The organism is Enterobacter cloacae complex sp. I1M (assembly GCF_014982425.1).
GTDB lineage: Bacteria > Pseudomonadota > Gammaproteobacteria > Enterobacterales > Enterobacteriaceae > Enterobacter > Enterobacter intestinihominis.
In genome coordinates this window covers 220593-247302 of the sequence record NZ_JADCLG010000010.1, presented here as the reverse complement: position 1 = coordinate 247302, position 26710 = coordinate 220593, and the positions used below count along the sequence as shown (strand labels likewise).

Genomic DNA, 26710 nt, shown 5'->3' with positions numbered 1-26710 from the left:
GCGTGTCGAGTATTGCAAACTGGTCATATACCGCCACGGCAACCATCTGGCGAAAGCTGGAAGGCAATGACGAATACGGCGATCCGCTTGGCTATGCCGAGCCTGAGCAAATCCTCTGCGATTACGAGGGCGGGCTCAGTAAGAAGTTAGCCAGCCTGGGCGCTGAAATCGTCGTGAAGAACACCGTCTGGACTGAGTTTGCGCTTGCGGCCGCAGGTGATTACTTGCTGATTGGCGTATCGACCGAAGTGGATCCTGTTGTCGCCGGTGCCGATGAGGTGCGCCAGGTTATCCGCTATGCCGATACGTTCGAGCGCCTGGCGGATGATTATGCGATACTGACTGGCGTTTAAACATTGGTTGAGGCAATCATGAAAATACGATGGGTTAACGTCTACTATCCATACGGTGAGTGGAAAGACGAGTCAGGGGAAGTTGTTGCGGTTCCTGATGGTTTCCGAGCGACATTCAATGATAAAAATCTCATCGTCATCATGAGGAATTCAACCTCGCCTAGTGGTCATGGGGAGCCATCCATGACTGCCAAGAGACCTGAATTCATTGATGAAGATAACCTCGAGTTTTTGAAGGTCGATGGTGAGTTCATCGCATTAAAATAAGCATTCATCATTCAGACAAGGTCGCCACGGCGGCCTTTTTTATTGCCTGGAGAAAGCCATGGGCATCAAAGTTAAGGGTATTAGCCAGGCGAAGAAAAACCTTAATGCTCTGGTTGGTGATATTCAGGGGAGAAAGGTCGTCAGGGCGATGCAATCAGCTTTGATTATCGGCGGATCTCAGGCTGCGCTCTATACCCCGATCGATACATCAACCCTCATAAATAGCCAGTTCCGCGAGATCACTGTAAATGGCAATCGCGTGACGGGCCGGGTGGGTTATTCAGCTAACTATGCTGCATATGTCCATGACCCAAGAGTACCTCAGAACTTCCGCCGGGCGACTGCCAGGAAGGAGTTTTTAACCAAAGGGTTTGATGATACCCGCAGGCAAATCGACGCGGTAATTAAGAAGGAACTATCACTTTGACCACTCCGATGTATAAGCGTGTTCGCAACGTGCTCGTTGATGCTGGGCTTACTACTGGCTACATCATCCAGTCTTTGTCTTGGGTAGATTCTGGAAAACTAACCGATCGGTTCATTGTCTTCCGCCCAAATGGCGGCACGGCGATAGACCGGGATATGGCAGCAGATTATTACGTTCTAGTTGACGTTATTGCAGGAACGGCTAAGGGCGATAAGGCCAAAGCCGAGGCCGATGTTGAAGCCATTATCGAATATGTGAAAGCCAATCCGATGACAAATCGCTTCCTGGGGCAAATCTCAAATATGGGCGGCATACCATCACCTGTAATGACTACCGAAGGGCGTATGGTGTGGCGCCTGCAATTTGCCTGTCTCTTCGGCGGATAGCTAAAAATCAACATCACACAAGGTCGCTTGAGCGGCCTTCTTTATTATCAGAAATGAGGTAAGCAACGATGCAAGGCTGCTCCAATAACGAACAACTAATTGGTCGCGCGAAGACGCTGGAACTGGCGTACGGATGCGCTGACATGGTGCCGGAGGAAGGTGACTGGAAGTTAATGGGTCTTCCAACTTCGGCTACGTGGGATTTAAGTCCTGAGGCGCTGACGTCTGATGCGGATAATGGCGGATTCAGTTCAAACCTGATCTCCAGCCTCGATCCAACCTATTCGATTGAAGGTGAGGTGCGTGTTAAGGACCGCACCGACGAATTCGGCGTTCAGCAGTTCGTGAAGTATATCGTTGATGAGGTACGCGCCCGCCGTCAGCCTGGCGTGTGGATGCGTTTCCATTGGGGCGATTATTATCACATCGGCTACATGGTTCCGTCTGGTGCCAGTGATGGTGGCGGCGTAAAGGAAATTGTCACCTACAGCTTTGAGTTCAAGCTGGCAGATGGTTCTACTTTCCAGATCACCGAAGCTGATGGCGATATCGCGGTAACAGGCGTGACGGTTACACCAACCAGCAGTTCTATTGCGGCTGGTTCAAGTACAACATTCACCGTGAACATTTCCCCAGAAGATGCTGACAATAAAGTATTTACTGTCACTTCATCCGTGCCAGCTCGCGCTACGGTGGCTTTCTCAGGCAGTACCGTAACTGTATCTGCCCCATCGGGGGCTACGGCGGGAACCGCAGTGATTACTGTCACCACTGATGATGGTGCATTCACGGCAACCCACACCGTAACTGTCACTGTGTAAGCAAAACAAAGGGTAGATCGCTGCCCTTGATTTTGCTTATGGGGGGATAGATGACACCAGTTAAAGAGTTTGGAGAATGCCTTATTAGTGTCGGGGATAAGGACTACTTTTTCCGCCCGTCATTTCTCGCGATATCAAGTATCGGCGATCCGGTAGAAATCGTTCAGACGTTTTACGATCTTTATAATGATGAGGCCGCTAAGCTCATCAAGAAGGCTGCCGAATCCTACATTCATTCAGAATATGATAGCCTGCCTGAATATGTAATTCACTACATCAAGAGCGGCATACTAAGCCGTAAGGCGATCATGGCTGCGCATGCGGTTTTGTCTGCATGCTGTGAGGATGATGTAGGGGATCTTATCGGCTGGATGAAGCCAAGTAAAAGCCGGAAGCGCGGATTTATGTGGCGGCAGGGTATTATGTCGCCTCAGGAAATGGTCATTATCGCTCAAAGCTTGATGATGCACGGCGTTATCGGGAAGGGAAACTTACGTAAGCTACAGCGCCACGAATCGAACGAGCCTACCAATGAATTCAGGGTGTCGGATTACATTATTGCTGCGAGAAATCACTTTAACATCAGTAAAGAAGAGGCCGCGCAGTTGACTATGACAGAGTTCCAGATGATGTTGGTTGCTAAATACCCTGAACAGAAGGGGTATACGCGGGATGAGTACGATAGCGCGGCAGATGACTACTTTGCGCGACGTAAGCGCAGGCTGGCAAGGGAGAATCAGAAGTAACCGATCTTCGGTCTACCAGCTTTTGAAGTCAATAAATCAACCTTTTGCGTTGCAACTGTGCTATTCCTGGTTAGGATGTTTCCACTTTTACCAATGGGGAATAGAAAGATGCGTACATTAATTTTATTGGGAACGCTGCTCGCTGCACCTTGTGTTATGGCGGCTACTGATGCAGAAATTGTCAATGCTGTGAAACAAAGAGCAGAAAGCGGTTTCTTTCCAAAAGACGTAAAAGTCGTTTCATTAAAGGAAGTTAATTTCTTCCCTGACGACAGAGACACAGTGTACGCCAGATTTGGAAACGTATGCGGCAAGGCTGAAGTGACCAAAGGTGATAATAAAGCCTCATTGGTATTTATTGCCCCTGTGGTTGAAAAGGAAAGCCAGATTTCTATAGACGATCCGACAATTTACGATCTCACAAAGCAAGGTGAGATCGCAGAAAAAGACATTCCAAATAGATGTAAGTAATAAACACTTGAACATTAAAACCCGCTCCGGCGGGTTTTTTTATGCCCGGAGAAAAGCATGGCCAACAGTGAACAGGTTGGGAATATTGTTTATCAAGTCCAAATGGACGTAGCAGAGCTTATTGAAGCACAGCGTAAAGTAAACGATCGGCTTGATAAAATGGGCTCCAATTTCGACCGAGCATCCGGGTCGGTTAGCCGATTTGAGGGAGCGCTTAATAAAGTAGGAGTGGCGATTGCCGCAGCTTTCACCATCGAGACGGCCAAAAGGCTGATTGCGATTGGTGATGAGATGGCTACCTTGCAGGCCAGAATCACCAGGCTCAGTCCAAGTATTGATACAGCGAAAGAGACTATGTCAGCTCTTTCAGCTATTGCATCACAAACAGGTAACAGCCTTTCTGAAACAGAGCGTTTGTGGGAATCACTGACCACAGCATTAAAAAGCGCTGGTGCAACAAACTCTCAGATCCTTGCGCTTACTTCGACGCTTCAAAAGATAGGCACCATAGGCGGTTCATCCTCTGAGGAAATGGCTAGCGCACTTCGCCAGTTCGGGCAGTCAATCGCCGGCGGCACTCTCCGGGCTGAGGAGTTCAACACCATCCTTGAGCAAATGCCAGAGCTTGCTCGCCAGATTGCGTCTGGACTTGGAATATCGATTGGTGATCTCCGCAAGAGAATGCTGGAGGGCAAGTTAACGGCTGAGGATGCCCTTAACGCTATTCAAAAACAATCCCAGTCTGTTAACGAAGAGTTCGACAAGATGCCTGTCAATATAGACAGGGCGAAAAATAGTCTGGACGTAGCATTTAAAAACGCCATTAACGACATCAATCAGGCGATTGGCTTAACCTCGACCCTGGCGGGGTTGATGCAAAGTGTTGCTGATAATCTTAATTACTACAATAAAAATGTCGGTGATGCTTCCAGGATGCCGAAGCTTATCAAGCTACAGCAAGAATTAAACTCCGAGCTTAAAGATGGTCAGCGCTGGTATGAGACAGACTCCGTATTCCAGACTCGTCGTGCGCAGGCCGCCGTTCAGTTAAAGCAGGTCGAAGGTGAAATTGCTCACATCAGAGCTAAAGCAGCAAGTGATGCTAAGAATAACCAAGGGTTCAAGACCGATACAAGCGGAGACGATGCAGCAACATCAAAGCTGGTAAAAAACTCTGAGCGCAGGCTCGCTCTAGCCAAACTGGAAGGAGAGGCAAGAGCAAGACTTCAGGCTCAGTATGATGCTGCCGATGCTGGGGTTACGGATCCGAAACGCATCAAGACTCTTCAGGATGAATATGCGGAGACGTACCGAGTAACCGAGGCGAGAAAGGAAAGCAATAAAACTGGCAAGAAAACTGAGGCGCAGTCCGAATCAATTGCAAATAAGCTTGAAAATTTGCGTCAGCAGTCAGAATTGGCAGCTGATTCAACGGAGGAGCTAAGCAGAGAGCAGGCCATATTACGTGCTCAGCAGTCACTGGGTAATTCTGCAACCCAGGAGCAAATCAAAAAGGCCGGTGAATATGCAGCAAAAGCATGGGATGCATCAGCGGCAGCCAAAGGGGTTACGGAAGCACTTAAGGCAATGCCTTTGCAGGCGGAGAATAAATCCTACGCCGAATCCATGCAAAATCTGAAGGCCGCACTGAACGCTGGGAAAATAGATCTCAAGGAGTATAACGCTGCCACGGAGAAAATGGCGCTCGAGCACCAGAATAACCTCGCCAAGATTAACGCCCAGGCCACAGTCAATCCGGTAGCTTCTGCCCGAGCCGAAGTTGACCCGGTACAGCAACTGGTGAACGAAAATAACCAGAAGTTAGCCCTGATGCAGCAATATCAGCAGCAGGAACAGGCGATACTCCAGCAAAGTTACCAAAAAGGGAAAATAAATTACGATCAGTTCGTTGCTGCAAAGGCTGCTACCGATGCCCAGTACCTTGCATTAAAGACTGCGCAGGAAAACCAGTTCAATGAGCAGATGACAGCTTCTCAGTGGCAACTGCTCAGCCAACAAGGTCTTGGTTATGAAATGCTGACAAGCGCGGTGGATGCGTTTTCAGGTAATGCATCCAATGCGTTAACCGGGCTGATCACCGGAACGATGTCAGCGCAGGATGCTATGCGTTCGCTCGGGAATACGATGCTGAACAGCGTGGTAAATGCGCTAGTCCAGGTTGGAGTTGAGGCTCTCAAAAACTTCATTATCGGTCAGACATTGGGCGCAGCGGCTACTGCTGCTGGAGCATCTCAGGCTGCAATCTTGGCTACAGCTTGGGCTCCTGCCGCCGCCATGGCTAGCCTCGCTTCATTTGGGGCCAACTCAGTTCCTGCCATGACAGGAATTGCTTCAACGGTAGGCCTGGCACAGGGCCTTGCTTTAACCGGTATGCGTTACAATGGCGGCCCGGTGAATGCAGGAGGTCTTTATCAGGTCGGTGAGCGAGGGAAACCTGAGATTTACCAGGCCAGTACCGGTAAGCAGTACATGATACCGGGCGACAACGGCAAGGTGATCAGCAATAAGGATATGCAGGGTGGGGGAGGCATCAACGTTGTCTTAAATGTTCAGAACTATAACGGTTCATCAATAGATGCGCAGGCCAGTTCTGACGGAAATGGCGGCGTGACTGTGGATTTAATCGTCGCTGACCTGAACAACGGCGGGCCAATCAGTAACGCCATAACCAGCAACATGAACGTTAAACGCACGCCAAGAGGGCAGGGCTGATGCCAATTATCGACTATCCCGACTGGCTGCCGCTGGCGCAGAAGGCCAGCAAAAACATGACTCTCGATACCGGGTTCCAGACCGATCAGCCAGCGGTCGGCCCGGCTATCTTCGAGAATCAAACCGACGACCTGAAAGTGACCTGGTCACTGACGTGGATTTTCACCTTGGCGGAAGACCGAGCATTTCAGCAATGGTTACGTAGTCCAAACTATCTTCACGGCGGTCTTTATTGGTTCAGAATGCCGATAAATCTTGGCGGTAGTGGCTTGCAAGTTCAGGAGCTTCACTTTACGAAAGATGGTTTCCCTGTCCAGACCAATATTTCTGGCGGGGTGGTGACATGGACAGGGACCGTTATCGCGAACCACCTCTACAACGCCGACGACGAATTTGACGACATCATTGTTGAGCTGCCGCCGCCGTGGGATTCGTGGCTGGATATCGTTGTCACTGGTTATCCTGACGGGCGCGACCCGGAATCTTTACCGAGAGTGCCGTGATGCCTACCTTCAGAGCTTATAAGCAGCAGCGCCCGACGCGCGGACTGTACGACACCATCACGTTCTACCATCCATCCTTCGGCTATGTCCGCCTGGTCGATAAGCAGTTCTTCCCGAAGACGCTTGGCGGCCAGACGTACACGCCAGCGCGATTTGAAATCGAAGAGAGCCAGCAGAGCGGCACGCCGGTGATCGACGCGACGGCGAAGTTAGGGCGGCTGTCGTCTGACATCAAAGCTCTCATGAAGCAGTGGAAAGGGGCGGATCGGCTAACAGCTATTACGGCTACGCGGCAGATCTTCGACAGCGGCGACGTTTCGGTGCCGATAAAGTCATGGCAGTTATACGTCAAGACGGTAGACATCGACGCCGACTCCGCGTCGGTAACCCTGTCTGTGACCAACCCGCTCAATAATAATATTGGAAAATTATACGATCCCCGCGAATACACTGGACTCCAGTACCTATAAGGCACGCGCATGACTAAAGATGAATTTATCCGGCGGGTTATCGGCGTGCCGTGGGCTAACCGGGCCTGCTCGTTCCAAAAAGTCGACTGCTGGGGATTGTGCGTGTTGTATTACCGCCATGTCCTCGGCATTGAGCTGCACCAGACGCCGGACTACGAAGCCGGGTCCGACTTCTTCACCTGCTATCAGGGAGACGTCGTTTTCTGGCGACCGGTCGATAAGCCTGTCGAGGGCGGGATATTCGTCGGGTACCGCGGCGCGCAACCGGCGCATGTTGGGCTGGTGCTTAACAGGCAGGCGCTGCATTCACGCGGCGAGAACGGAAGCGTGCGCATGGACTCGTTGCTGGTCATTCAGCGGGCATTTACCAAAGTGGAGTATTTTTCTTATGGCGCTGGTTGAGATATCGAACTTCCCAGGAACGCCTAAGCTGCGTTGCAGGGTGCCAAACGGCACCCTTTTTTATGACTGGCTGGCGGTCAATGACGCTACTTTCCACCGCGACCTGCTGATCGTCCGCAATGGTGTGAAGCTGGGCGACGATGACGAACTGGCGTTTGAGCTGAGTGAGCTGGACCACATCCAGATATTCGACCAGCCGAAGGGCATTGTCGGCGACATCCTGAGCCCGATTTTTAAAGTCGTTGGCCAGGTGTTTTCGTTCCTGGCGCCGAAGCCGGCAATCGCGAACAACGGCGGTAATACCGTCGACTCACCGAACAATAGCCTGACCGGTCAGACAAACACCGCGCGCGTCTACAAAGCCAAGCCGGATATCTACGGCCAAATCCGTTCGTTCCCGGATCTGATTCAGGAATCGGTATTTGAATACGTTCATCAGACTTCCACAGACGGAGGCCTGAAGTACGTCACTGAATGGATGTGTATCGGTATCGGCAAATACGATTACGAGTCCGTGCGCTACTCAGAATCAAGCCTGGGCTCTCTTGCAGGTGCTGAATTCCAGTTCTTCCAGCCTGGCGAAGTAATCCCGCAGATCGTTGAAGGTTACGGGTTCGATGACGTCGACGGGCAGGAGGTTCCCGGGCAGAACGAAGCCAGCGACTTCCCGATCGAAACAGCAACGGCAAACACGGTGGTCAGCGGAACGTATTCCGGCGGCCAGATAGCGATGAAAATCGTTAAGCAGGCTGAGTTCGACTATTTCATGGGGCTGGTGCTGCCGCACGCTGTAACCTTCACCATCAACGTGACGTATAGCACGGCCTCCGGCAACGTTACTACCGATGCGACATTCTCCGGAACGCTGATCTCCGCCGTTGAAACAAACGACGGCGCGGTTGTTGACCCGGTGCGCTGGTACACGTTTACGATGAACCAGCTGGAGGGGCCGCAGGACATCCCGGCGAATGCCATGATCAACACCACGAAATTCATCCTCAACGATAACGAGGCGCTGGTGGTTGGGCCGTTCTTCTCTCCAGTTGAGTCAACCCAGTTGTGGCTTCATACGCAGTCCAGCCTGGGCGGTAAGAAAGAAACGAACTGGAAGGTGGTCATCTGGAAAATCGACGACGACTACAACCAGGTGCCGGGAACGCAGCAGACGTTTACTTACCGGCAGACGACGCCGCACCAGTCGACGAGCGAGGTGTTTTATCGCACTGACAAGATCACTCCGACCGGCGGGCTCGGGAAATACGCGGTCAGCTTCCAGCGCACGGATAACTCCGGTGACGCGTCACTGCTCAAGGTCGAAGAGATCCACAGCATCAACATCAGGACAAACGTCGTTCACCCGACCGACACGCTTGTACGGGTGAAGGTGAGGGCGACAGAGAACGCACTTGGCAGCCGCGAGCGCAAATATAACGCGCTGGTGACCCGCCACACTATCACGTACAGCCTGGACACGCAGACGGTGGATTACACGCTGCGTCCGTCGCGCTCGTTCGCTGATGCGGTGGCGCATACCTGGCTCATTATGGGCGAGCAGCCGGTAAGCAGCATTGACCTGTACGGGCTGTACTCGATTGCCGAAAGCCTGCCTGATGAGCGCCTGGGTTACTTCGACTACACGTTTGACGATGAGAATGACTCTCTCGGTGACCGCGTGCAGGCGATCTGCAACGCGGCTTCAGTGGTGGCGTACTGGGATGACGGCGTGCTGACCTTCACTCGCGATCAGAAGGTTGACTACCCGGCGGCAGTATTCAACCGGGCCAACATGAAGACGGACGAGTACAAAATGACGTACGAGGCCACTCTTCCTGGCGGTTATGACGGCGTACAGGTGTCCTACGTCCACCCGACCACGAACAATAAGACGTACATCAACTATCGCGTGCTAAACGGCGCCATCGTCGAACAGGAAGCGGAAAATCCGAACAAGCTGGAGATAGTCGGCTTTCGTAATGAGTATCAGGCCCGGGAGCGCGCATTACGAGAAACCAAGCGCCTAATCTACTCGCGCGTGAAGATGAACGCCAAAGTGTTTGAGGACGGCATTATCCAGGTCGGCAGCGTCATACAGATGCCTGACATCTACGACAGCAACCAGCAGCAGGGTTACATCACCGGACGCTCCGGGAATAACTTTGATACCAGCGAGCCGATCACGTTTAACGGCTCGATGTATGTGCTGGTTACCGACAGCCTGGGTAACCCAACTCCGCGCTATCCGGCCACCGCCCGTAGCGACACGAAGTACGGATTCACCGCGGCTATACCCGGCATTCAGCTCAATATCTGGAACGGAGACACTGTCCAGCTCCCGTCGCGCTACCTCATTGCGACGGTGGAGGAACTGGACAGCCAACTATGGACAGTCAACAGCATCAAACCGAACACAGATAACACGGTATCTCTGACCGTCGCGGAATACAGCGACGCCATCTACCAATAAGAACCGTCCCCGACCAACCCCAACCCGGCCACCGTGCCGGGTTTTTTATGGAATAATTATGGCTACTACACCTACCAACCTGCCTGTTCCAAGCGAATCACCACGCGATCTGAAGTATAACGCCGGGAAAATTGACGAGTTCGTCACTTCGATGGGGTGGACTTATATCGATCGATTTGGTCAGAAGCACTACACAATCGAGGGAATCAATTACATCGCGCAGCAGGCAATGAACGCCTTCGGTTACGTTATCCTTACAGGGAAAACATTCACCACCGGCGCGACTATCAACAACCCTAATGAGGTGCTGCTGAACACCGCCGACGGCGAATATTACAAATGGACTGGTACGTTTGCATCCGGCCCGAAAGTTGTTCCGGAAAACTCTACCCCTGCCAGCACTGGTGGCGTTGGTCCTGGTTCATGGGTTGGTGTCGGTGATGCATCTCTTCGTGCAGCACTGGCCGCGATGGATGGCGAGAAGTTAATTGGTGAGTGTCCAGACATTGCTACGCTTCGAACTATAGAGCCATCCTATGACAAGCAGCGCATCACCGTACGGGAGCACACCGCAAATACCGGCTATGGTGGTGGTCAGTTCCGGGCCGTAATGTCAGGATCGTCGTACGCTGATAACAACGGGACAATCATCAAAACTAGCGGTGGCGCTGCATGGGTGCGGGTAAACGTCGGTTATATATCACCGTATATGTTCGGAGCGCTACCGAGGGTTGACGCAACTACCCCTACAGCACATACAGCCATTAATGCGGCGGCGGCAGCCGCTGTGTCACAAAACGCCATATTTGATGGGCTCGGAGCTACATTTAATGTAACCGGGGAATGCACAATCAACAACAGCAACTCCATAATTTTTCAGAATATGGGTCTTGTCGTTACTGATGTCGCTGCATCTTTCAATGTTGTGCGCGTGCGCAACGCAGACCACACTATACGACGAATACGTATTGAGGGGAGCAACTCTAAAGTTCTTGGTATTAATGTAGAATCTACCGCAACAGGTACTATTGTTGAGAGCTGTAAAGTAACCAATACTGGGCTAACCGCGATATACAGCACCGCCTCGCGAGTTGTTGCCAGGAATAACCAGACAGACTCTTGCGGTCTTTTAGGAACAGGCAACTACCGTTGCAGTATCTGGTTCAACGAGAACGAACATGCTGTTATGGAGGGGAACATTTGCACCAATTGCGCTTGGGGAATCCTAATGAGAAATACCATAGGAACATCTCAAGGTTACTTTAATACCATGCGTAACAACATTGTAGTTTCCGCTTCAGGTACGACGGCAGACTGCCAGGGGATATCAGCATCTGCCCAGATCCACCTGAGCACCACTGATAATATTGTGCGCGGTTTCCCGAATAACGCAATTGACCACCAGAACTGCTTCGGCATGATTATAACCGGAAATCAGATTCACCAATGTAACGATGGAGTGTTTATCGGAGACAGGTCTTGTGGCCGCATCATCATTTCAAATAACAATATTGAGGCCTGCTTTACAGGCATCCGTTATTACAACCCGTCAAACTCAACCCCTGAGTATCAGAATCAGACTTTTGCCGATGTTCAGATAACAAATAATGTCATCTATACGTCTACATCACGAGCTATCTGGGTGATTATGACTGGAACAACTTCGGCTAATTTCATGACAAATGTCAACGGTAATATAGTTGACGGGAACGGCTCCGCGGGTCTTGGTATTGTTATGGATACTGTGACATACGGAAGTGTTAGCCAGAACCAAGTACGAAGAGTCAGGGGTCATGGTATTGACTTAGCATCCTGTGAGGGGCTGCGGGTTATGGGTAATAGCATTGCGGATGCCGGGTTTACCACAACCGGCACGTACAACGGCATTAATCTAAGCAATTGCAACCGTTGCAATGCATCTGATAACTACGCAGTAGGGCCTTCTATGATTTATTCTGTGGTACTTGGTGGCGGGGCTTATAACATGGCGTATACCAATCACGCGCGCTCAACCTCAGGAGCGACGGCAGTTAGCATTTCCGGTGGTACTGGGAACGTAGAATCATTGAATATTAAGTCATAACTAATGCGCCCCTAATGGGGCGCAACTATTCAGATTGGCATACCATATTTGGCATTCATTTCTCTGTCCGGCTGGATTTTTATCTCAATGTTACGAGGTATCAACCCATTGGACTTAAGAGTTTCTGAAATGGCTTTTCCTCTTGTTACCGGGAACGGCCAGTTGTCATTGTTATCACCCTTGGGCACATGTAGGGTCATTGTGCGTTGGTTTCCATTAACTGCGTTTTGCACCTGCTCAATCATATCTTGACCTATCGCGTAAGCAACTGAAAAAGGAACGTTCCCACTATTTGACTCTCGCAAAGAATGAGACTGGTCCGTGGTCTTGTTAATTAAGAACAGCATAACTATTGGCGCGAAATAGTGAACAGCCTTAAAGCGCTCAATGAAGTACCCCAAGCCCAAACTGGCAGCAACTATCAAGTACATAAAAGAACCCCACATTGCCACAGGTCGAGTGGCATAGTTAGCACTAGCCTTTGCGCACACCAGAATAAGAGCCAATGTAGTGATGGCACCAGAGATAACCGATACCCAGAAAGCGTATCTTTTACCTTCAGTACTTTCATCTGAATTTCTTCTTAGCAAAAACACTGCACCGCAAACCAATCCAACAGTCAGCACAATGAAGAAGGTGCGATCTGTTAATTTAAGCAGTGAGTAAAATGCATTGACTGTACCTGAAATATCCAGATGATCTTTTGCCATTCGGTCCGCTCTTCCTCCGTTCATTTCAAAGAGAGCAGAAATAGCCCACATCGCCAGAGTGATGCAGTGGAAAGGGTAATCCTTAATCGTCTCAACAATTTTAAATCTGTTGCTAATGAGATTCAGAAGAAGTACCACACCGCACATAACTGCAAGCAAAACACTGGCAAAAATGTTCGAAAATACACATAGGTAAATGGAAAATATCAGAACGCCAGAAAAGATCGCTCTTTCGTAAAAGAATGGCTTTAAGGTTGACGACATTCTTAAAACGTAAAGTGCCAGCGTGCCGTTTATTAGGGCTGGAACAATATAGTGATAATAACAGGTAAGATTTTGCTCCCACAACAGGTATGGACTGTTATTATTATTTAGAGTTCTGAATAGGCCGAACAGGCACAGTAAGTAGAAGATCACTAAAACTGAACTTGTGTAAGTTGATAACCCTGCGGTCTTCCTCATCAAAAGATAGAATTGATAAAGGAATAACACAACAAGAACTGCAACTAAAACCGCTGTCAAATAAGCAATAGCTTCAAGGAATGTAAACCCAAGAGGCATAACGACAGATGAGGCAATGTTACCAAATAGTGGGAAAGATACCTCAGGAACTACCTTGATAGGGTTAAAACCGCCCCATTGCGGATATGCTTGCCTACCGGAAGAAAGGTTGATCCACTCATCGCCAGAAGTAATAGTTACCGGATGAATAACCGTAAAAAACACAGCCACAACTGCGAATACAAATGTGAACAACACCCACTTTATTTGAATCTCTTTTCCCAAAGTCTGACTAATCATTTCTCGTCCTTCCGAATATCATTGAAATCTTTTTTGATGATGTATCGAGGCCTTCCTTTAACTTCAACATAAATTCTGCCGATATATTCCCCAAGCACACCTATGCCTATCAACTGAATCCCGCCCAAGAAAAGTATTGAAACCAGCATTGATGGATAGCCGCGAACCGGGTTGCCGAACGCTAACGTGTCGACGATCATCCATGCGCCATAGATGAAGGCCAGGCCAGCAACGAACAAGCCGATATACGTCCACATGCGCAGTGGGAAAGTTGAGAAACTGGTGATACCCTCTAACGCTAGGTTCCACAGTTTCCAGCCATTAAACTTAGAATCCCCGGCAACACGTTCTGCGCGGGCATATTCAACAACATCAGTGCGGCCGCCAACCCAACTCAAAACGCCTTTCATGAAAAGGTTGCGTTCTGGCATTAGCTTGATGTTTTCAACCACATCTCGAGACATCAGGCGGAAGTCGCCAACGTTTTCCTCGATCTGCGGATTGCTGATTTTGTTGTGCAGCTTATAGAACCACTCTGCGGTCTTACGCTTGAGTCGCCCATCGGTGGACCGGTCAGAGCGTTTAGCCAGCACCATATCCGCCCCGGCCTGCCATTTCTCTATCAGGTGCGGTATAACCTCAATTGGGTCCTGCAAATCAACATCTATCGGGATAATAGCTTCACCGCTTGCATGGTCCAGTCCTGCAAACAGCGCAGGTTCTTTACCGAAATTGCGGGTAAAGGAAAGAGGAATGACAAGCGGATCGGCCACAGCGAGCGCATTTATTATTGATTCTGTCGCATCTTTACTGCCGTCGTTGATAAAGACTATCTCTACTTCATGCTGTTGTAGCTCTTCAAACTCCCGCACGGTTTTGTAGAAGATTGGAATAGCATCTTCTTCATTAAATACCGGAACGACCAGAGAAATTTTCATTTCGCATCCCTAAAGACAATGAACTTTGAATAGATAAAGCCGCACACCAGACTGATAGCGGAGAAGAGAATGAGAGTCACAATTGGAGCCATACCGGACTTATCGGCAGCCCAACCAACAGCTGCGCTCAAGGATCCCATAAACCCTACATACAGCATGTAGCGCATCGTGGTTGTCGAAGACTTAAACGTGAACCTGGCGTTTGCAAAGAAGCTGAAAGACACAGCCACAACGAATCCGGCAAAGTTGCCAAGTGCCTGACCTGTATGGAATGCGTAGATGCAAACGGCGAACACAACCCAGTGAATGAGCGTGTTGATAACACCTATTGATGTGTACTTAGCAAAGAGCTTTAACATTATATAAATCAGTCAATTCGGAAAGGTCTGAAGTTTAGCACCACTGTGAAACTTGATCGACCCTCATATTTGACGATACTGTATATACATACAGTTATATTGTGAGGTGATTATGCCACGCACAGCAGACATTCATGCCGCCTTTGTTGCGGCCATACAGCTTAACCCCAAGGGATACCGCTATCTGAGCACAGACCGCTTCATACAAAAGTTGCGTGGTTTTAACTGGCACTTTACCCGTGACGATGCAAACAAGTGGATAGAGCGCAACCAACCTGGTTTCGCTGATAAAACGACAGATGGTAGCGAAAACCGTTACTGGATCTTGCGTAACATGGGGAGGGTGCACTGATGGGATTTCCTTCACCGGCGGCTGATTTCGTAGCACCGCGTTTATCTCCGGAAATTATCTGCGGGATCGGCATGGACAGCCGCATCCTCGAAACCTCGTCTGGCTTTGCGGTTATCGAGCCGTGCACCAGACTGGTACAGAATCAGGTTCTGCTAATCCTCAGCGGCGGACGGACTCAGTTTGCCAGGGTCATGGGCAGGGCGCTGATTTGTGATGATGGTGAAGCGATAGAGGGGGAGGCTGCGGAAGAGGTTGAGGTGATGGGGCGGGTGACGTTCTTCATCAACAGCGTGATGCAGGATGACAGGGTGGTGTGATGGGGCATGGGTGGGGCATAAAGTTACCGCGAAACGACGTTAGTTCATTGCACATGACAAATCGTATCGCGGCAACATAGCAGAAGTTACCGCACATCAATCCAACATCAAGCCACTTCGTTAAAAGACTTAATAGTCTCCAGATGAAGATCGCCTGAAGTACCGGATTTCCGAGGAAAGGGATCAGGGTAATGACGTCGTGGCTGCTTAACGAGCTGCCGATCCCCAGCATAATCCCGCAGAATGAGAGAAGCGCCACGGGCAGCATAAAGGTTTTACCCAGTTGCTGGAAAAACTCCCACAGCGATATTTTTTGTGCTGCTTTCGTCGTCATAAAACGACTCCTTAAATGGTAGAAAGAGATTTAACGACCGCGATGGGGCGAAAAGATAAAACGTTTTATCAAACTTTAGTGCGCGCTAAATCACATTCTCAGGCTTTTACTGGTAGTATAAAGATAACGTATTGATAAAACGTTTTAGCGATCTCATTATCAAGGAGTCACGCCACCACATGGCTGTAGCGAAAAAGATCACCATCAACGATGTCGCGCTGGCGGCGGGGGTTTCCGTTAGCACCGTTTCGCTGGTATTGAGCGGGAAGGGGCGCATCTCTCCTGCTACGGGTCAGCGCGTCAACGAGGCCGTTGAGCAACTGGGCTTTGTGCGTAATCGCCAGGCGTCGGCGCTGCGCGGTGGGCAAAGCGGGGTGATAGGGCTGATTGTTCGCGACCTCGCGTCGCCGTTTTATGCAGAACTGACCGCCGGGCTTACCGAGGCGCTTGAAGCGCAGGGACGAATGGTTTTCCTGCTCCACGGTGGGCGCGAACCGGAGCAACTGCTCTCCAGGCTGGATATGCTGCTGACGCAAGGGGTGGATGGGGTGATCGTGGCCGGCGCGTCCGGTGTGGGCAGTGAATTGTGTGAGCGCGCGGCGCAGAAAGGCGTACCGCTGGTGTTTGCGTCGCGCGCCAGCTATCTCGACGAAGCCGATACCCTTCGGCCGGATAACATGCAGGCCGCGCAAATGCTGACCGAGCATCTTATTCATCGCGGCCATCAGCGCATCGCCTGGCTCGGCGGTAAAAGCTCGTCCCTGACGCGTGCCGAGCGGGTGGGCGGTTACTGCTCCACGCTCATCAAATACGGCTTGCCGTTTCACAGCGAATGGGTGGTGGAGTGTGAATCCAGCCAGAAAAAAGCCGCCGAAGCCATCGGCACGTTGCTTCGCAACAGCCCGACGATCAGCGCGGTGATTTGCTATAACGATGTGATTGCGATGGGGGCGTGGTTCGGCTTGATCCGCGCCGGACGCCAGAGCGGTGAGGGCGGGGTAGAAACGTTCTTCGGCCATCAGGTGGCGCTGGGGGCATTTGCGGATGTCGGTGAAAATGCGCTAGACGATCTCCCCATCGTCTGGGCGACGACGCCGGCTCGTGAAATGGGATACACCCTGGCAGACCGAATTATGCAGCGTATTGAAAATACGGACGTGCAGGCCGGGCATCAGATTGTGGCGGCGCGGTTAGTGACGGTGAAGTAATCTCCGCTGCACATCGCCTGGCAATAAAAAAACCCCTCATGCGAGGGGTTTTTCGTTTACTGCTGCGGTACTGCTGGCGGCGCTGCCGGTTCAGCCGGTGCCGGAATGCCCAGCGTCGGCATACCAAACATGCCGACAAAATCTTCCAGCGGCATTTTATCGCCGTTGAGCGTTACCTGGCCATTAGCATATTGCAGGCTGGTGGAAATGGTGTTGTCTTCCACCTTCGTGATGCGGAACATCTGGCCCATCGCCGCCAGGCCTTTCACCTGTTGGTTTGCCAGTTTACCTGCATCTTCTTCACCATACCCTTCGAGTTTCGCAATCTGCGTCATGAACTCGGTTGCCATATCCATCGGGATGGTCAGCTTGCTGTCGAGCGATTTCACGCTGCGGTCAACTTCCTGCGCCAGGGTCTGCGGCTCGCCGGTCGCGGCCGCCGGATCCTTCAGGAACAGCGACAGGTTGAAGTTGGTTTCGCCTTTGTCGTTTTTCCAGCTCAGTGGCGCAACGGTAATTACCGGCTCGCCTTTCAGCAGGATCGGCAGGTTATTAAACAGCACGGCCATCGCCTGCTGCTGGTACGCCTGCGGGTTCTGTTGCAGGGCGGCATCGGTCAGCAGAGCCTGGCTCTCTTTACTGTATTTCTGGCTAAATTCGTGCCATGCCTGGCCGTCAATGTTGCCAATTTTCAGTGACAGCTTGCCGGTACCCAGGTCCTGATTCTGTACTTTCAGGCTTTTCAGGCTGTAATCCAGCTGGGTGTTGATGCTTTTACCGTCTTTGGAAACGTCAGACTTGCCGTCCAGATCCATGCCTTCCAGCACTGCCATCTCTTTACCTTCAATCGCAATGGCGATCTTATCGAGGCTCAGCTTCTGATCGCCAATACGCTCGTCAAAATCGGTCATACGGCTATTGCCGCTGGCTTTCAGGTTGTTGAAGGTAAGCTGAACCTTCTGGTTATATTCATTGACTGAATTCACCAGGCCGCTGGCGGCATCGCCGGTCAGAGAGACATTCTTGCCGTCGCGATCGGCATCAAGCTGGAAATTACCGCCGCTGAAGGCGACTTTATCGGTGCCTTGTTCGTAATTCAGCGCTTTCAGGTCGATGTCGGAACGCGTATCACCGGCATAGCTGATGCGGGTATTGATCTCAAACGGCGACTCATTTTTCGCCATATCGAAAATTGGCTTTGTCACCTCGTTATTTACCAGTACGGTTCTGGCGGATGCCATAGAGGGGATCAGGTTAAACTTTTTCAACTGCGCCAGCGGGAACGGACCGTGGCTGACCACTTCATCCAGTACCACGCTCTGGCCCGGTTTCAGCCAGGCGTTCTGATTGCCCGCTACCGGCTTCACCACCACCTGCATATGGCTGGTAAAGACGCCACGCTGGTAGTTCTGGTAGCTCAGCTCCAGACCTGCTTCAGGCGCGCTGCGCTTAATTTCGCTGTTTGCCTGTGCCATCATCTCTGCCAGACGGCTTTCCAGCTGTTTCCCGGTATACCAGGAAGCACCCGTCCAGATCACGCCTAAAGCAACAATCACTCCTACCGCTACGACCGATTTTTTCATTGCGATTATCCCTAAAATGAAACCAGGCGGTTAAAACCGCCTGGTGTTACAACGCCTGTTACTAGCTTAGCAAGAGTTGTTAAAAAATTCAGTAAGTCCCTAAAGCTTATTAAAAACGCGCGCCAGGCGACCAGTGCCGCTCACGAAGACAGGCGACTCGTTTGCCGGGACAAAAGCGGACTCCCCCGGTTTAAGCAGCAGACGCTCGCTACCGTTATGCAACGTCGCTTCGCCTTCCACACAGAACAGGATCGCGGCGCTCTCCTGTGCAATAGCGGTTTCGTCTGCGCTGAGGTCATGCAGGGAGAAGGCAAAATCGTCAACCGGAATCGGGAAGTCCAGCTCTGCGCCGTTTTTCACCGGCTGAGTAAGCAGCTCCGCAGCTGGTTTCGCCACGAACTTCACGTTGGCAACCAGCTCAGGGATGTCGATGTATTTTGGCGTCAGGCCCGCGCGCAGTACGTTATCGGAGTTAGCCATCACCTCCAGCGCCACGCCTTTCAGGTAGGCGTGCGGGGTTTCAGCGAACAGGAACATCGCTTCGCCCGGGTTGAGCTTCACCACGTTCAGCAGCAGCGGAGAGAAGAGGCCGCTGTCGTCCGGATAAAACGCGGAAATTATGCGAATGGTGTCCCATGGCTCACCCTGCTGGCCGTTCAGCGCGGCTTTCAGCACCGCCAGCGCGTGGGATTTTTCCTCGCCCTGCATATTCAACAGGCTGGCAAACAGCGCGCTCAGGGCTTCTGCGTTCGGGTTTTCCAGGAAGTGGGCGATCGCGTTGTGAGCCCCAGCGACCGGTTGCAGCAGGGAGATGATCTCGGAAAACTCGCGGAAGGCATTCATCGCCAGGAAAGGGGTAAGGGCGAAAACCAGTTCCGGCTTGTGGTTAGGATCTTTGTAGTTACGCTCTGCGGCGTCTAACGGAATACCGGCGGCATTTTCTTTGGCAAAGCCCAGCTCAGAGGCTTTTTTGTTCGGGTGAACCTGAATGGAGAGCGGCTGGTCGGCGCACAATACCTTGAACAGAAAAGGCAGCTCACCAAAACGATTCGCCACTTTATCGCCGAGCAGCGCGGCTTTGTCGGCATCGATGACATCACGCAGGCTGCGCACCTGGCCGCTGGCATCTTCAATTTTTGAGCTGCTCTTCGGGTGCGCGCCCATCCACAGCTCTGCCATCGGCAGGTTGTCCGGGTTGGCGATACCGTAGAGATCCGTTAACGCAGTTTTACTTCCCCAGGCGTAGTTTTGCACTGAGTTGATGAGTTTTTGCATTATCAAGCCCTGATTCATATGTGGAATTAACTTCGCGTATTAAAGCAATAAACCGAATGGAAGTAACCTGCGGATGTAAAAAGTCGTACTAGTCTCAGTTTTTGTTAAAAAATTGTGTAGGATAAGCTGACTCGCTTTTAAGCCGGGCAGCGGAACATCTGCCCTGAATAAACAGACCGAAGCAGTAAGTGAGAGAACAATGTCGAATAAACCCTTCCATTATCAGGATCCTTTCCCCCTCAGTCAGGATCGGACCGAGTATTACCTGTTAACCCGCGATTACGTTTCTGTCTCTGAGTTTGAAGGGCAGGAGATCCTCAAAGTTGACCCGCAGGCGCTGACGCTGCTGGCGCAGCAAGCCTTCCACGATGCTTCCTTTATGCTCCGTCCGGCGCATCAGCAGCAGGTTGCCGATATTTTGAGCGACCCGGAAGCCAGCGAGAACGACAAGTACGTTGCCCTACAATTCCTGCGTAACTCTGATATCGCGGCGAAAGGCATTCTGCCGACCTGCCAGGACACCGGCACGGCGATTATCACCGGTAAAAAAGGCCAGCGCGTCTGGACCGGCGGCGGTGACGAAGCGGCGCTGGCGCGCGGCGTTTACAATACCTACACCGAAGATAACCTGCGCTATTCGCAAAACGCGGCGCTGGATATGTACAAAGAGGTGAACACCGGCACCAACCTGCCTGCGCAGATTGACCTCTATAGTGTCGACGGTGACGAGTACAAATTCCTCTGCATTGCCAAAGGCGGCGGTTCAGCCAACAAAACCTATCTTTACCAGGAAACCAAAGCGCTGCTTACCCCGGGCAAGCTGAAGAACTATCTGGTTGAGAAGATGCGCACCCTTGGCACTGCGGCCTGCCCGCCGTACCATATCGCGTTTGTGATTGGCGGTACGTCTGCTGAAAGCACCCTGAAAACCGTTAAGCTGGCCTCAACCAAATACTACGATGGCCTGCCAACGGAAGGTAACGAACATGGTCAGGCGTTCCGCGACGTGCAGCTTGAGCAGGAACTGCTGGCCGAAGCGCAGAATCTGGGGCTGGGCGCGCAGTTTGGCGGCAAATACTTCGCGCATGACATTCGCGTGATCCGCCTCCCGCGCCACGGTGCATCCTGTCCAGTGGGGATGGGCGTGTCGTGCTCTGCGGATCGTAACATCAAAGCGAAGATCAACCGCGACGGCATCTGGATCGAAAAGCTGGAGAACAACCCGGGCAAATACATCCCTGAAGAACTGCGTAAAGCGGGTGAGGGCGAAGCGGTACGCGTTGACCTGAATCGCCCAATGAAGGAGATCCTGGCGCAGCTTTCGCAGTATCCGGTTTCAACGCGCCTTTCTCTGAACGGGACGATTATTGTTGGCCGCGACATCGCCCATGCGAAGCTGAAAGAGCGCCTGGACAACGGTGAAGGGCTGCCGCAGTACATTAAAGATCACCCGATCTACTACGCAGGCCCGGCAAAAACGCCTGATGGGTATGCTTCCGGCTCGTTAGGCCCAACCACGGCGGGCCGTATGGACTCCTACGTCGACCAGTTGCAGGCCAACGGTGGCAGCATGATCATGCTGGCGAAAGGCAACCGCAGCCAGCAGGTGACGGACGCGTGCCACAAGCACGGCGGCTTCTACCTTGGCAGCATAGGCGGCCCGGCAGCGGTGCTGGCGCAGGGCAGTATCAAGAGCCTCGAGTGCGTGGAGTACCCGGAACTGGGTATGGAAGCGATCTGGAAAATTGAAGTGGAAGACTTCCCGGCGTTTATCCTCGTGGATGACAAAGGTAACGACTTCTTCAAACAGATCCAGTCTTCCCAGTGTTCGGCGTGTGTGAAGTAATTCTGTAAATTGCCGGGTGGCGCTGACGCTTACCCGGCCTACATCCTCGTAGGTCGGGTAAGGCGCAGCCGCCACCCGACATCAAAAAGAGCGCACAAAGCGCCATAACGTTTCTCAGAAGTCATCAATACTTATCTCTTAAGCATGTGAGCAATCCCATCTTTGTTATCAAGGAGTAAGTAATGACAATGCATCGCCGCGAGAAAGACTCCATGGGCGCCATCGACGTCCCGGCCGACAAGCTATGGGGCGCGCAAACCCAGCGTTCGCTGGAGCATTTCCGCATTTCGACAGAGAAAATGCCCGTCTCGCTAATCCAGGCGCTGGCGTTGACCAAACGCGCTGCCGCCAAAGTCAATCAGGATCTGGGCCTGCTGGATGCCGATAAAGCCTCCGCCATCATCAATGCCGCCGACGAAGTGCTGGCGGGCAAACATCCCGACGAATTCCCCCTTGCCATCTGGCAGACCGGCTCAGGCACCCAGAGCAACATGAACATGAACGAGGTGCTGGCGAACCGCGCAAGCGAGCTGCTTGGCGGCGTACGCGGCATGGAGCGGAAGGTTCACCCGAACGATGACGTGAATAAAAGCCAGAGTTCCAACGACGTGTTCCCGACGGCCATGCACGTGGCGGCCGTCATCGCTATCCGCGAGCAGCTTATCCCGCAACTCAACGTGCTCAAATCTACGCTTAACGAGAAAGCGCAGGCTTTCGGCGACATTGTAAAAATTGGTCGTACGCACCTGCAGGACGCCACGCCGCTGACGCTTGGCCAGGAGATCTCCGGCTGGGTGGCGATGCTGGAGCACAATCTTAAGCATATAGACAACAGCCTGCCGCATCTGGCGGAGCTGGCGCTCGGCGGAACGGCGGTTGGCACCGGGTTAAACACCCATCCCGAGTACGCGGTGCGTGTGGCCGAAGAGCTGGCGAAGATCACCGGGCAGCCGTTTGTTACCGCCCCGAATAAATTCGAAGCGCTGGCGACCTGTGATGCGCTGGTCCATACCCATGGCGCGCTGAAAGGGCTGGCAGCCTCGCTGATGAAAATCGCCAACGACGTGCGCTGGCTGGCCTCCGGCCCGCGCTGCGGCATCGGCGAAATCAGCATTCCGGAAAACGAGCCGGGCAGCTCCATTATGCCGGGTAAAGTAAACCCGACGCAGTGCGAAGCCATGACCATGCTGTGCTGTCAGGTGATGGGTAATGACGTTGCGGTCAACATGGGCGGCGCGTCGGGTAACTTCGAGCTTAACGTCTATCGCCCGATGGTGATCCACAACGTACTGCAATCGATTCGTCTGCTGGCCGATGGCATGGAGAGCTTTAACGAGCACTGCGCGGTGGGCATTGAGCCTAATCGCGAGCGAATCAGCCAGCTGCTGAATGAGTCCCTGATGCTGGTCACGGCGCTAAACACCCATATTGGTTATGACAAAGCGGCCGAAATCGCTAAAAAAGCCCACAAAGAGGGGCTTACCCTGAAAGCCTCTGCGCTGGCGCTGGGCTACCTGACGGACGCCGAGTTTGATGCCTGGGTCCGCCCGGAAGCGATGGTGGGCAGCATCAGGTAATCACTGCGCCACATACAGGTGCAGCCGCGGGATAATCAGCTGTAGCGGCTGTGCCTGGGGTTTATAGCGATGCTGAACGTTTTCAGCATCGTAGTTCAGCAGTTCTCCGATATCCGGCACCACCGCACCCTGATCGGCATCGTAGAGCGCAATCAGCGGTGTCGGGCAGGCGTATTGCACCTGCTTTTGCTGTCCGGCATACCAGACACGAGCGATAGGCTGCACCTTCACCGGACGCTTTATTTTAAGACGGGTATCAGCTGGCAGGGAGGCAATGCTGTGGTACTCCTGCTCCAGCCGTTCAATCCACTGTTCCCGCGACCACGGGGCGACCGTTCGCGGCGATTTCAGGCTTTTCTCCAGCTGAGCCAGGATCTCGTCGCGCGTGAAGTTTTTAATGATGTGCTTGTTGGCCCAGCCGAAGCGCAGCGTGGCGGGGTGGCGCAGTACCGTCAGCGTGCGGTAAGCATTCAGGGTGATCAGCCCCGGAAGCTGGCGATGCACCCATTCAAAACGGGCAGCCGGTGCCAGCCCGGACTCAACGGTCACGATTTTCTCGAAGGCGGCTTTCAGCGTATTAATATGCGTAATTTGCGCCTCAATGGCTTCACGCGTTGCGATATCCGTTTGCAGACAGATGACGCCGGGCAGGCGAACGGCGGCCTTACTGCTGCGATTTTCGGACTGCTGCTGGATGAAAAGGCGGCGATAGTGCTGCAACGTCAGTTCCAGCGCCACTTTACCGATATGCTGCGTTACCTCAATGGTGTTCAGCGGGTCGTGTTCCGCGCCTTTCGCCACCTCGGGCAGGGAAAAGACGCGGGCGGCCAGCAGGCGGCAGCCCTGTAGTTGCGCCGTCAGGGTCAGTAACGCCTGCTCTATTTCCCGAAATGTGGTGTTAAGCCTTTCGATGAGATCGTAAGTCGCCATAATAGCCCTTAATTAGTTACAACATACTACTGATATAGCACAACACGCCGGGTCAGGCCAGCGTGCGGTTTAGTTCAGGCAGGTACGGGAAGAGGAATGTTGTGATAGATCGGCCAGCTAAAGACGAACCGGGCCCCGCCCAGCTCGCTCGCTTCGCAGCGAACCGAACCGCCCATCGCCTGGGCAATAGAACGGACAATAGCCAGCCCCAGACCACAGCCGCCGGTAGCACGGTCGCGGCTGGGGTCGAGGCGCACAAACGGCTCGAAAACTTTTTCACGCTCCGCTGGCTCAATACCGGGGCCATCGTCTTCCACACACAGAATTGCCTGGCTCCCCTGCAAATCTAAACCTATGCGCAGCGTGGTTTCGCTGTAGCGCATGGCGTTGTTCATCAGATTATCCAGCACGCGTTCCATCAGGCGCATGTCCAGCGCGCCGTACGCGCCGGGGGTAATGGCTGTAAGCAGTTTTCGCTGAGGGTTAACGCTCTGCACATCGTTAATATGCGTCTGTAGCCAGACGGGAAGATCCGGCGTACTGAGGTGCAACTCCGTCTGAGGCCGATCGAGGCGGGCATAGGTCAGCAGCTCTTCAATCAGCGCTTCAAGCTGGCCAATATCCCGATTGAGGGCCTGCGATTCCGCGGCGGTGAGGTTCTCGCTCATCTCCAGGCGATAACGCAGGCGTACCAGCGGAGTGCGCAGTTCATGCGCAATACCGTCGATAAGCTGCTTCTTGCTGGCAATCAGGGCGTTGATGTTATCGGCCATCTGGTTAAAGGCAATACCGAGACGGTCAAAACTGGAACCGCTGTCGAAATGTATGCGTTCAGTTAAATGACCCTCCCCAAAACGCTGTGCGGCGGATTCCAGTTTCAGCATGTCCTGCCAGTGCGGTCGCATCCAGATGAACACAGGGAAAGCGAGCGAGATGGCAATAAAGCCCAGCAGGGCGAGATCCAGCAGGCGCATCTGGTGCAGGTAATAGAGATAGGGCACTGGCCCGACGGCCAGGACATAGTGGCTGCGCGGAATACGCTGAATGAAGGTATATTTCTCGTCCAGTGCGACGATGTCTCCGTCACGCAAACGCTGCATCGCCGGCGGCGCTAAATCAAAATCCTTCAGGGGTTCGATACGCAGATCAAACGACAGATTCAGATCCAGCTCTTTTAACGTACGTGCCCAGTCATGCGGAGGAATTTCGCGCAGCTCGCTACGCATCAGGTAGAGCGAGCTTTTCATCAGATCGTCCAGGGATTGTCTGCCCGCACGCTCTGCGGTGAACTTATAGACCAGCCCGACCAGCATGGTCATCACCAGAAAGCAGACAAACAGCAGTAAATAAAACTGAACAAACAGCTTCTTCATTAATTTCACCGAAACAGGGGCTTCACTACACGTCTTTTACCAGCAGGGTCGCTATGGGCGCAAGTCAGGCATGATGCGTTGAAAAGGGGTATTCGTCGAAAGGTAATAAAACACGGCATCGCTTTATTCCATCAATGCCCGGGTAATCCGTTTACGCTTCGCTATACGAGTTTATTTGCGATTGAGAGTATTTGTGAATCAGAATAACAATGACAAAGGCCACCTGCGGGTGGCTTTATTTATGGCGTTTACCAGTGAGAGGTATCCGACGCAAACGGTGCGACAAAGATACTTATCTTTGTAACCTGAACATTACCAACATTCGTTAATGTCTGGATTTGACTGTGCTGACAATCAGTGGATTCGTGGCAAACCCATGCGGACACTTACGCGCGTTGCAATGCACCGCGTAGGTACATATCTCCTCTTCCTGGTTTCGATTGTATGGGCAGGCCATCTTGTTTTTAATTTCACTCCATAACATCTCGTTGTAAGGGGAGATGTTGTATATCGATATTGGCTTGAAAACGCCATTAATGAAGACGCCATTCTTTGTCGGATATATCCTATCGCCGGGGTACAAATAGACATCGCTTTCATACCAAATGATGAGTTTCAAGAACTTGAGTCCCAAGATGCTTGAATAAACGATTCCCGTGTTAGGACAAATTACCGAGCTAATGACTCTCCATGACATTGCTATACCTCGTTCATTAAATAATTGAGAGAGTATAAGGTTTAGCATGAGAATTAGATTTCTGCAAACGCGTAAGCTATTGAAAAAGATCGATATTATTTATATGCTAACTATATCCCCTTTGTTTTCATAAGGATAAGATAATAATTTAGTCAATTGTAAAGTTCATTTTTAACACAATGTGCATTTAAGTGACGGATTTTTGATCGATGATGGTTCCTGAACTGCTGAATATATATTGTACTATAGCAATGAAATACATTAGAGCTACTTTTGTTTACGCG

Annotated in this window: 26 protein-coding genes and 1 pseudogene; 18 read left to right on the top strand and 9 right to left on the bottom strand. The window is 52.0% G+C overall.

The window, feature by feature from the left end:
• The first annotated feature begins 2 nt into the window (after positions 1–2).
• From INF86_RS06300 to INF86_RS06240, 13 genes are all read left to right on the top strand, one after another.
• A complete protein-coding gene (locus tag INF86_RS06300; RefSeq protein WP_148407531.1) occupies positions 3–353 on the top strand; it encodes a hypothetical protein in 351 nt (116 codons plus the stop codon).
• An 18-nt stretch (positions 354–371) separates the two neighbouring features.
• Complete coding sequence (locus tag INF86_RS06295; protein ID WP_148407532.1) at positions 372–620, top strand: hypothetical protein; 249 nt, start codon at positions 372–374, stop codon at positions 618–620.
• Positions 621–678: 58 nt separating this feature from the next.
• Positions 679–1047: a hypothetical protein gene (locus INF86_RS06290; protein WP_047719026.1), complete on the top strand. Its 369-nt coding sequence runs from the start codon at positions 679–681 to the stop codon at positions 1045–1047.
• A complete protein-coding gene (locus INF86_RS06285; RefSeq protein ID WP_047719025.1) occupies positions 1044–1433 on the top strand; it encodes a hypothetical protein in 390 nt (129 codons plus the stop codon). Before INF86_RS06290 ends, INF86_RS06285 begins: the two co-directional genes overlap by 4 nt.
• A gap of 68 nt (positions 1434–1501) precedes the next feature.
• A complete protein-coding gene (locus INF86_RS06280) occupies positions 1502–2254 on the top strand; it encodes an Ig-like domain-containing protein (RefSeq protein ID WP_032104685.1) in 753 nt (250 codons plus the stop codon).
• A gap of 50 nt (positions 2255–2304) precedes the next feature.
• Positions 2305–3000 carry a DUF6246 family protein gene (locus tag INF86_RS06275; RefSeq protein WP_047719024.1) on the top strand — a complete coding sequence of 232 codons (696 nt, stop codon included), beginning with the start codon at positions 2305–2307 and terminating at the stop codon, positions 2998–3000.
• Positions 3001–3108: 108 nt separating this feature from the next.
• Positions 3109–3471 carry a hypothetical protein gene (locus tag INF86_RS06270; RefSeq protein WP_094089254.1) on the top strand — a complete coding sequence of 121 codons (363 nt, stop codon included), beginning with the start codon at positions 3109–3111 and terminating at the stop codon, positions 3469–3471.
• Positions 3472–3528: 57 nt separating this feature from the next.
• Positions 3529–6204 carry a tape measure protein gene (locus INF86_RS06265; RefSeq protein WP_193543336.1) on the top strand — a complete coding sequence of 892 codons (2676 nt, stop codon included), beginning with the start codon at positions 3529–3531 and terminating at the stop codon, positions 6202–6204.
• Complete coding sequence (locus INF86_RS06260; protein WP_193543335.1) at positions 6204–6707, top strand: hypothetical protein; 504 nt, start codon at positions 6204–6206, stop codon at positions 6705–6707. The genes INF86_RS06265 and INF86_RS06260 overlap by 1 nt, the downstream gene beginning before the upstream one ends.
• The gene (locus tag INF86_RS06255; RefSeq protein WP_157507387.1) at positions 6707–7177 is read left to right on the top strand and encodes a hypothetical protein; all 471 of its coding nucleotides are present in this window, start codon (positions 6707–6709) and stop codon (positions 7175–7177) included. The genes INF86_RS06260 and INF86_RS06255 overlap by 1 nt, the downstream gene beginning before the upstream one ends.
• Before the next feature lie 9 nt (positions 7178–7186).
• Positions 7187–7579: an NlpC/P60 family protein gene (locus tag INF86_RS06250; RefSeq protein ID WP_063843752.1), complete on the top strand. Its 393-nt coding sequence runs from the start codon at positions 7187–7189 to the stop codon at positions 7577–7579.
• Positions 7566–10043, top strand: a complete 2478-nt coding sequence (locus INF86_RS06245) for a host specificity factor TipJ family phage tail protein (protein WP_193543334.1) — start codon at positions 7566–7568, stop codon at positions 10041–10043. Before INF86_RS06250 ends, INF86_RS06245 begins: the two co-directional genes overlap by 14 nt.
• A 58-nt stretch (positions 10044–10101) precedes the next feature.
• Positions 10102–12126 (top strand): NosD domain-containing protein, encoded by a 2025-nt coding sequence (locus tag INF86_RS06240; protein ID WP_154051340.1) that lies wholly within the window; start codon positions 10102–10104, stop codon positions 12124–12126.
• A gap of 29 nt (positions 12127–12155) precedes the next feature.
• Here the strand turns inward: INF86_RS06240 and INF86_RS06235 are convergent, their stop codons facing one another.
• Genes INF86_RS06235 through INF86_RS06225 form a run of 3 tightly spaced genes read right to left on the bottom strand, consistent with a single transcriptional unit; the run spans position 12156 to position 14934 of the window.
• Entirely contained in the window at positions 12156–13637 is a 1482-nt protein-coding gene (locus INF86_RS06235; protein ID WP_032104988.1) for a hypothetical protein, read from the bottom strand.
• Complete coding sequence (locus INF86_RS06230; protein WP_032673203.1) at positions 13634–14575, bottom strand: glycosyltransferase family 2 protein; 942 nt, start codon at positions 14573–14575, stop codon at positions 13634–13636. The genes INF86_RS06235 and INF86_RS06230 overlap by 4 nt, the downstream gene beginning before the upstream one ends.
• A complete protein-coding gene (locus INF86_RS06225; protein ID WP_045332015.1) occupies positions 14572–14934 on the bottom strand; it encodes a GtrA family protein in 363 nt (120 codons plus the stop codon). The genes INF86_RS06230 and INF86_RS06225 overlap by 4 nt, the downstream gene beginning before the upstream one ends.
• Before the next feature lie 112 nt (positions 14935–15046).
• Here INF86_RS06225 and INF86_RS06220 point away from each other — a divergent pair, with 112 nt between their 5' ends.
• Both INF86_RS06220 and INF86_RS06215 read left to right on the top strand, forming a co-directional pair.
• Positions 15047–15286: a hypothetical protein gene (locus INF86_RS06220; protein WP_193543333.1), complete on the top strand. Its 240-nt coding sequence runs from the start codon at positions 15047–15049 to the stop codon at positions 15284–15286.
• The gene (locus INF86_RS06215) at positions 15286–15603 is read left to right on the top strand and encodes a hypothetical protein (RefSeq protein WP_023306078.1); all 318 of its coding nucleotides are present in this window, start codon (positions 15286–15288) and stop codon (positions 15601–15603) included. Before INF86_RS06220 ends, INF86_RS06215 begins: the two co-directional genes overlap by 1 nt.
• A 139-nt stretch (positions 15604–15742) precedes the next feature.
• Here INF86_RS06215 and INF86_RS06210 read toward each other — a convergent pair.
• Positions 15743–15937, bottom strand: a pseudogene (locus INF86_RS06210) (PTS sugar transporter subunit IIBC); the annotation flags it as partial.
• Positions 15938–16116: 179 nt separating this feature from the next.
• Between INF86_RS06210 and INF86_RS06205 the strand changes: the two are divergent.
• The gene (locus INF86_RS06205) at positions 16117–17145 is read left to right on the top strand and encodes a Mal regulon transcriptional regulator MalI (RefSeq protein WP_022647925.1); all 1029 of its coding nucleotides are present in this window, start codon (positions 16117–16119) and stop codon (positions 17143–17145) included.
• Between the two features lie 56 nt (positions 17146–17201).
• Here the strand turns inward: INF86_RS06205 and INF86_RS06200 are convergent, their stop codons facing one another.
• Positions 17202–18728 carry a YdgA family protein gene (locus INF86_RS06200; RefSeq protein WP_022647926.1) on the bottom strand — a complete coding sequence of 509 codons (1527 nt, stop codon included), beginning with the start codon at positions 18726–18728 and terminating at the stop codon, positions 17202–17204.
• 99 nt (positions 18729–18827) lie between these two features.
• Positions 18828–20003, bottom strand: coding sequence for a mannose-6-phosphate isomerase (gene manA, locus INF86_RS06195; RefSeq protein ID WP_063849276.1), 1176 nt, complete (start codon positions 20001–20003; stop codon positions 18828–18830).
• A gap of 199 nt (positions 20004–20202) precedes the next feature.
• On the opposite strand from manA, the gene fumA reads away from it, so the two are divergent.
• Positions 20203–21849, top strand: coding sequence for a class I fumarate hydratase FumA (fumA, locus tag INF86_RS06190; RefSeq protein WP_022647928.1), 1647 nt, complete (start codon positions 20203–20205; stop codon positions 21847–21849).
• Between the two features lie 182 nt (positions 21850–22031).
• Positions 22032–23426, top strand: coding sequence for a class II fumarate hydratase (gene fumC, locus INF86_RS06185; RefSeq protein ID WP_022647929.1), 1395 nt, complete (start codon positions 22032–22034; stop codon positions 23424–23426).
• Here the strand turns inward: fumC and tus are convergent, their stop codons facing one another.
• The 3 genes from tus to iraM form a co-directional block, all read right to left on the bottom strand.
• A complete protein-coding gene (tus, locus tag INF86_RS06180; protein ID WP_193543332.1) occupies positions 23427–24356 on the bottom strand; it encodes a DNA replication terminus site-binding protein in 930 nt (309 codons plus the stop codon).
• Positions 24357–24430: 74 nt separating this feature from the next.
• A complete protein-coding gene (gene rstB / locus INF86_RS06175) occupies positions 24431–25729 on the bottom strand; it encodes a two-component system sensor histidine kinase RstB (protein WP_038415962.1) in 1299 nt (432 codons plus the stop codon).
• Between the two features lie 325 nt (positions 25730–26054).
• Positions 26055–26426 carry an anti-adapter protein IraM gene (gene iraM / locus INF86_RS06170; protein ID WP_022647932.1) on the bottom strand — a complete coding sequence of 124 codons (372 nt, stop codon included), beginning with the start codon at positions 26424–26426 and terminating at the stop codon, positions 26055–26057.
• Between the last annotated feature and the right edge of the window lie 284 nt (positions 26427–26710).

Bases quoted from the DNA above. Each gene is read 5' to 3' on its own strand.
- INF86_RS06255 (WP_157507387.1), top strand. From the start codon at position 6,707: ATGCCTACCTTCAGAGCTTATAAGCAGCAGCGCCCGACGCGCGGACTG.
- INF86_RS06295 (WP_148407532.1), top strand. From the start codon at position 372: ATGAAAATACGATGGGTTAACGTCTACTATCCATACGGTGAGTGGAAA.
- rstB (WP_038415962.1), bottom strand. From the start codon at position 25,729: ATGAAGAAGCTGTTTGTTCAGTTTTATTTACTGCTGTTTGTCTGCTTT.
- INF86_RS06200 (WP_022647926.1), bottom strand. From the start codon at position 18,728: ATGAAAAAATCGGTCGTAGCGGTAGGAGTGATTGTTGCTTTAGGCGTG.
- fumA (WP_022647928.1), top strand. From the start codon at position 20,203: ATGTCGAATAAACCCTTCCATTATCAGGATCCTTTCCCCCTCAGTCAG.
- INF86_RS06250 (WP_063843752.1), top strand. From the start codon at position 7,187: ATGACTAAAGATGAATTTATCCGGCGGGTTATCGGCGTGCCGTGGGCT.
- INF86_RS06230 (WP_032673203.1), bottom strand. From the start codon at position 14,575: ATGAAAATTTCTCTGGTCGTTCCGGTATTTAATGAAGAAGATGCTATT.
- iraM (WP_022647932.1), bottom strand. From the start codon at position 26,426: ATGTCATGGAGAGTCATTAGCTCGGTAATTTGTCCTAACACGGGAATC.
- INF86_RS06280 (WP_032104685.1), top strand. From the start codon at position 1,502: ATGCAAGGCTGCTCCAATAACGAACAACTAATTGGTCGCGCGAAGACG.
- INF86_RS06205 (WP_022647925.1), top strand. From the start codon at position 16,117: ATGGCTGTAGCGAAAAAGATCACCATCAACGATGTCGCGCTGGCGGCG.
- INF86_RS06260 (WP_193543335.1), top strand. From the start codon at position 6,204: ATGCCAATTATCGACTATCCCGACTGGCTGCCGCTGGCGCAGAAGGCC.
- INF86_RS06215 (WP_023306078.1), top strand. From the start codon at position 15,286: ATGGGATTTCCTTCACCGGCGGCTGATTTCGTAGCACCGCGTTTATCT.
- tus (WP_193543332.1), bottom strand. From the start codon at position 24,356: ATGGCGACTTACGATCTCATCGAAAGGCTTAACACCACATTTCGGGAA.
- INF86_RS06265 (WP_193543336.1), top strand. From the start codon at position 3,529: ATGGCCAACAGTGAACAGGTTGGGAATATTGTTTATCAAGTCCAAATG.
- INF86_RS06240 (WP_154051340.1), top strand. From the start codon at position 10,102: ATGGCTACTACACCTACCAACCTGCCTGTTCCAAGCGAATCACCACGC.
- INF86_RS06275 (WP_047719024.1), top strand. From the start codon at position 2,305: ATGACACCAGTTAAAGAGTTTGGAGAATGCCTTATTAGTGTCGGGGAT.
- manA (WP_063849276.1), bottom strand. From the start codon at position 20,003: ATGCAAAAACTCATCAACTCAGTGCAAAACTACGCCTGGGGAAGTAAA.
- INF86_RS06235 (WP_032104988.1), bottom strand. From the start codon at position 13,637: ATGATTAGTCAGACTTTGGGAAAAGAGATTCAAATAAAGTGGGTGTTG.
- fumC (WP_022647929.1), top strand. From the start codon at position 22,032: ATGACAATGCATCGCCGCGAGAAAGACTCCATGGGCGCCATCGACGTC.
- INF86_RS06225 (WP_045332015.1), bottom strand. From the start codon at position 14,934: ATGTTAAAGCTCTTTGCTAAGTACACATCAATAGGTGTTATCAACACG.
- INF86_RS06270 (WP_094089254.1), top strand. From the start codon at position 3,109: ATGCGTACATTAATTTTATTGGGAACGCTGCTCGCTGCACCTTGTGTT.
- INF86_RS06245 (WP_193543334.1), top strand. From the start codon at position 7,566: ATGGCGCTGGTTGAGATATCGAACTTCCCAGGAACGCCTAAGCTGCGT.
- INF86_RS06220 (WP_193543333.1), top strand. From the start codon at position 15,047: ATGCCACGCACAGCAGACATTCATGCCGCCTTTGTTGCGGCCATACAG.
- INF86_RS06290 (WP_047719026.1), top strand. From the start codon at position 679: ATGGGCATCAAAGTTAAGGGTATTAGCCAGGCGAAGAAAAACCTTAAT.